This window comes from Nocardiopsis sp. TNDT3 (assembly GCF_003427465.1).
GTDB classification, from domain to species: Bacteria; Actinomycetota; Actinomycetes; order Streptosporangiales; family Streptosporangiaceae; genus Nocardiopsis; species Nocardiopsis dassonvillei.
Window position 1 is genome coordinate 1 of sequence record NZ_QPFC01000885.1, and the last position, 3,774, is coordinate 3,774.

4 protein-coding genes are annotated in these 3,774 nt (G+C 73.2%); 2 read left to right on the plus strand and 2 right to left on the minus strand.

All coding sequences use genetic code 11. The features are described 5' to 3' along the window. Nucleotides 1-92 precede the first annotated feature (92 nt). Nucleotides 93-443, minus strand: coding sequence for a hypothetical protein (locus DQW06_RS21070; RefSeq protein WP_117199154.1), 351 nt, complete (start codon nucleotides 441-443; stop codon nucleotides 93-95). A gap of 230 nt (nucleotides 444-673) precedes the next feature. On the opposite strand from DQW06_RS21070, the gene DQW06_RS21075 reads away from it, so the two are divergent. Both DQW06_RS21075 and DQW06_RS21080 read left to right on the plus strand, forming a co-directional pair. Continuing rightward, the gene (locus DQW06_RS21075; protein WP_013153927.1) at nucleotides 674-1,993 is read left to right on the plus strand and encodes an MFS transporter; all 1,320 of its coding nucleotides are present in this window, start codon (nucleotides 674-676) and stop codon (nucleotides 1,991-1,993) included. A gap of 99 nt (nucleotides 1,994-2,092) precedes the next feature. Then, on the plus strand, nucleotides 2,093-2,752 hold the full coding sequence (locus tag DQW06_RS21080) for a helix-turn-helix domain-containing protein (protein WP_041552780.1): 660 nt from the start codon (nucleotides 2,093-2,095) through the stop codon (nucleotides 2,750-2,752). Nucleotides 2,753-2,772: 20 nt separating this feature from the next. Here the strand turns inward: DQW06_RS21080 and DQW06_RS21085 are convergent, their stop codons facing one another. Beyond that, on the minus strand, nucleotides 2,773-3,636 hold the full coding sequence (locus DQW06_RS21085; RefSeq protein ID WP_117199155.1) for a deoxyribonuclease IV: 864 nt from the start codon (nucleotides 3,634-3,636) through the stop codon (nucleotides 2,773-2,775). Nucleotides 3,637-3,774: the final 138 nt, after the last annotated feature.

The window sequence follows — 3,774 nt, forward strand, 5'->3', positions numbered from 1 at the left end:
CGGAAGGGGCCGGTCCGCGCCAGCCCCCGTCACCGCCTGTGGACAACCGCGCCGCGCCACCGCCGACGGGCACGGGACGCTCCCGCGCCCGGTCAGCCGTCGGTCTCGTTGAGGTAGTCGGGGGCGTAGTACTCGTCGAGGGGGAGCGGACCCCGGTAGCCCTGGCACATGCACTGGCGGTAGGTGGAGTTGGCCTGCCCGGTCCAGCGGCCGGGGATGACCACCTGGGTCTGGCACCTCTTGTTCTGCTGGTCGTGGAAGACCAGGTGGTGGCCGCATCCGCAGAGGGGCTGGGGGCTTTGCGGTGCGCCCAGGACCCGGGCCTGCTCCTGTCTGCGCTGCTGGTCGAGCGCCGCCCGCGTCTGGCGTTTGGTCAGCAGGCGGCCGAACAGGAACCCGCCGAGAGCGATCGTGGCTCCGAAGACCATGGAGACCGGGTCCATCCGGCGACACCTCATTCCTTGAGCCGGAACCCGCCCCGGAGCCCGGGGCGTACGCCCTCCATTGTCGCCCATAACGGGCTTCCGGTGGCGGGGAGGTTCCTTTCCCGCGCTCCTGTCAACGGGTGACGGCGGTACGTCCGAAAGTAATGCAAAGAAACCTCTGCACGCTTCTCTTTGCAAAGGAACCTTTGTCTTACGGTGGTGGCACCCCCGAACACAGGAGGACCCCCATGGCCACCGAACCCTCCGCCGCGCCGCCGCGCACCGAACGCCTCGGCGGGCTCTTCCACCGCTTCTGGGCGGCCGGAACCCTCACCAACCTCGGCGACGGCATGCTCGCCACCGCGCTGCCGCTCATCGCCGCCACCCTGACCCACGACCCGCTCGCCGTCTCCGGCCTGGTGGTGGCGCGCTTCCTGCCCTGGCTGCTCGTCGCGCCGTTCGCGGGCGTGCTGCTGGACCGGGTCGACCGCCTCCGCGCCATGACGGTCTCCAGCACGGTCGCCGCGATCGCCGTCACCGCCCTGGTCGTGCTGATCGCCACCGGCGGCGCCACCCTGTGGGCCCTGTACGCCACGATCTTCGTGGTGGTCTGCTGCGAGACGGTCACCGACCCCGTCACCCGGATCACCGTGGCGCGGATCGTGCCCGGCCGCCTGCTGGACCGCGCCAACAGCAGGCTGGAGGGCGGCCGCCTGGTCGCCCAGGACTGTGTGGCCACCCCCGTCGCCGGTGTGCTCTTCGCGGTCGCCGCCGCCCTGCCCGTGGCCGGGACGGCCCTGTCCTACGCCCTGTGCGCCGTGCTCGTGGTGACCGTCGCCCTCATGCTGCGGCGGGTTCCCGTCCCGGCCGGGTCCACCGGGGCCGCCGAGTCCAACGGGGGCGCGGAGAGCGGTGAGGGCGCGGGGTCCGGCCAGGGCGTCCTGCGCTCCCTGCGGGAGGGTTTCGCCTACGTCTTCGGCCGGCCGCTGACCCGGGGCCTGGCGTTCAACAACGCCGGGTCCATGATCGGTATCCAGATGGCCACCTCGGTGCTGGTCCTCTACGCCCAGGAGGTGTTGGGCGTTCCCGAGGCCCTGTACGGGCTCTTCATGGCGTCGATCGCGGTCGGTGGTGTTCTGGGCTCCGTGCTCGCCGCCCGGTTCGTCGCGGGCCTCGGCCGCAGGACGGTCATGATGGGCGGCTACCTGGGGATGGGTGCCTGCCTGTTGGCGGTGGGCCTGGTGCCCGACGCCTGGTCCGCCGCCCTCGCCTGGGGGCTGATGGGCCTGTTCCTGACGGTGACCAACGTGTCCGGCTCCCTGTTCTTCCAGGCCGTGGTCCCCTCCCACGTGCGCGGCCGGGCGGCCGCCGCCTTCCGCATGGCGGGCTGGGGGCTGTCCCCGGTCGGCGCGCTGCTGGGGGGTCTGCTGGGCCGGATCGACCTCGCCCTGCCCTTCCTGGTCGGCGGGCTGGTCATGGTGGTCACGCCCCTGGTCTTCCGCAGGTCCGTCGCCGAGTGCGCGCGGCTGTCCGACGAGGCCGCCGCGTCCGCCGCCGGCGACCGTTGACCCCGCCGCACCTCAGGAGGGCGACACGTGGGCCAGCAGCGCCAAGAAGGCTTTGCGGCGAACTGTTTGCGGAAGGGCTCCCCCAGTACGGTGAGGGCCATGACCGACGACGCCGACGTCCCCGCCGACTCCCATCAGCAGATGCGGGTCAGCGCACAGGCCCTGCGGGGCCTGGCCCACCCCCTGCGCGCCCGCCTGCTGGACGAGCTCAGGATCAACGGCCCGGCCACCGCCACCATCCTGGGCCGGCGCCTGGGGGAGAGCAGCGGCGCCACCAGCTACCACCTGCGCCAACTCTCGCGCTACGGGTTCATCGACAACGAACCGGGACGCACGGGCGGACGCGAGCGCTGGTGGCGGATGAGGCCCGGCGGCTGGAGCATGTCCGGGCACGAGTTCCTGAGCAACCCCGAGACCAGGGTCGTCGCCCAGGCCGTCCTGGACCGCCTCTACCAGCAGAAGCGCAGGCGCTTCGCGGACTGGACCGCACTGGTCTCCGACAGTCCCGACCTGCCCGCGGTGCGCAGGTGGAAGGACGCCGCCACCGACTCCACCAGCCACGCCCGGATGACCCCGGGGGAGGCGGCCGAGTTCGCCGACGCGCTCAACGACTTCCTCGGCTCGTGGGGGAGGCGTTTCCAGGGACGGACCCCCGAGAGCCATCCCGACACCGACGTCGTCCAGGTGGACACCGCGCTCTTCCCGGTCCTGCCCGAGGCCGAGGGCAGGTCGGAGGGGAGCGCCGCCGAGCGGGACTGAGCCGCCCCGACGACCGTCCCTCAGGTCTCGCGCAGCCTCTTGAGCGTCGCCACGTCGGCGGCGTGCGGACCGGCCGGCCCCGGGGTCTCCAGGATCAGCGGCACACCGGCGCTCACCGGGTGGCGGAACAGCTCGCCGAACGGCTCCGCGCCGATGTGCCCGGCGTCGATGTTCTCGTGCCGGTCCCTGCAGCTGCCGCACGCTGCCTTGGAGTCGTTGCAGTGCACGACCTTCAACCGGTCGGCGCCGACCACCGCGCCGAAGCGGTCCAGGGTCGCGCGCATGCCCTCCACCGTGGAGATGTCGTGCCCGGCGGCGAACATGTGCGCGGTGTCCAGGCACACGCCCACGCGCGGGTGCCACTCCAGCACCTCCAGGTAGGCGGCCAGGTCGTCGATGGTCGCGCACAGCACCTGGCCCTGACCGGCCATCGGCTCCAGCAGCACGGGCGGGACGTCCCCGCCCAGGCTCTCCAGCAGCGGCATCAGCCGTTCGCGGGTGCGCGACAGGCCCGCCTCGCGCCCGCCGGAGACGGCCGAGCCGGTGTGCACGACCACTCCCAGCGCGTCGATCCGGGCCGAGCGGCGCAGCGCGTGCTCCAGGGAGCGCACCGACTTCTCGGCGGTCTCCTCGCTGGGGGTGCCCAGGTTGATCAGGTAGGGGGCGTGTACGAACACGGGCAGGTCGACGCGCTCGCGCATCCGCGCGTCCTGCGCGGGGTCGCCCCCGTTGGTCGCCCACCCGCGCGGGTTGGACACGAAGACCTGGACCGCCTCCGCGCCGATCTCCTCGGCGTAGGCCAGGCCCTTGTCGGCCATGCCGCCCGCGACCGGGACGTGTGCGCCGACCGGGGACGGGGGCCGCTGCTGCTCGCTCTTCTCCATAGCCCAACAAGCCTAGGGGCCGGTCGGAGCCGTCGGTCCGTGCCGGTGCTCACACCGCCCGGCCGGGGAGGCGGGGGCGGTCGCCGTCCGGCCCGGTCGCGGGCGGGGCGTACCGGGGCCGCCGGGAGCGCACACCGC

Excerpts from the sequence above, each read along its gene's own strand:
- DQW06_RS21070 (WP_117199154.1), bottom strand. The coding sequence starts at position 443 with ATGGACCCGGTCTCCATGGTCTTCGGAGCCACGATCGCTCTCGGCGGG.
- DQW06_RS21075 (WP_013153927.1), top strand. The coding sequence starts at position 674 with ATGGCCACCGAACCCTCCGCCGCGCCGCCGCGCACCGAACGCCTCGGC.
- DQW06_RS21080 (WP_041552780.1), top strand. The coding sequence starts at position 2,093 with ATGACCGACGACGCCGACGTCCCCGCCGACTCCCATCAGCAGATGCGG.
- DQW06_RS21085 (WP_117199155.1), bottom strand. The coding sequence starts at position 3,636 with ATGGAGAAGAGCGAGCAGCAGCGGCCCCCGTCCCCGGTCGGCGCACAC.